The organism is Mycobacterium sp. 852002-10029_SCH5224772, from assembly GCF_001667315.1.
Classification (GTDB): Bacteria; Actinomycetota; Actinomycetes; order Mycobacteriales; family Mycobacteriaceae; genus Mycobacterium.
On the sequence record NZ_LZHT01000054.1, the window covers coordinates 1 to 911 of the forward strand.

At 65.2% G+C, this 911-nt stretch carries 1 protein-coding gene; it reads left to right on the forward strand.

Translation table 11 applies throughout. The features are described from left to right. A partial coding sequence (trxB, locus tag A5775_RS11350) for a thioredoxin-disulfide reductase (RefSeq protein ID WP_156660663.1) occupies window positions 1-911 on the forward strand: 911 nt, incomplete at both ends.

Genomic DNA, 911 nt, shown 5'->3' on the forward strand with positions numbered 1-911 from the left:
CATGACGTGATCATTATTGGTTCGGGTCCTGCTGGGTATACCGCGGCGTTGTATGCGGCGCGGGCGCAGTTGGCGCCGGTGGTGTTTGAGGGGACGTCGTTTGGTGGGGCGTTGATGACGACGACCGAGGTGGAGAATTATCCGGGGTTTCGTGAGGCGATCATGGGTCCGGAGTTGATGGATCAGATGCGTGAGCAGGCGTTGCGTTTTGGTGCTGATCTGCGCCTGGAAGATGTCGAATCGGTGTCGTTGTCGGGGCCGGTGAAGTCGGTGACCACGGGCGAGGGTGAGACGGTGTGGGCGCGGGCGGTGATTTTGGCGATGGGGGCCGCCGCCCGGTATTTGGGGGTGCCCGGGGAGCAGGAGTTGTTGGGTCGCGGGGTGTCCTCGTGTGCGACCTGTGATGGGTTCTTTTTCAGGGATCAAGACATCGCGGTGATCGGGGGTGGGGATTCGGCGATGGAGGAGGCCACGTTTTTGACCCGGTTTGCCCGCAGTGTGACGTTGGTGCACCGCCGGGAGGAGTTCCGGGCATCGCGGATCATGCTGGACCGCGCCCGGGCCAACGAGAAGATCACGTTCCTGACCAATAAGGCGGTCGAGGCGGTCGAAGGTGCCGAGACGGTGACGGGGTTGCGGTTGCGTGACACGGTGACCGGTGAGCAGTCGAGGTTGGCGGTGACGGGGGTGTTCGTGGCGATCGGGCATGACCCGCGCTCGGAGTTGGTGCGCGGGGTGCTCGAGACCGATCCCGACGGCTATGTGTTGGTGCAGGGCCGCACCACCAGTACGTCGATCGAGGGGGTGTTCGCGGCCGGGGATCTGGTGGATCGCACCTACCGCCAGGCCGTGACCGCGGCCGGCAGCGGCTGTTCGGCCGCCATCGACGCCGAACGCTGGCTCGCCGACCA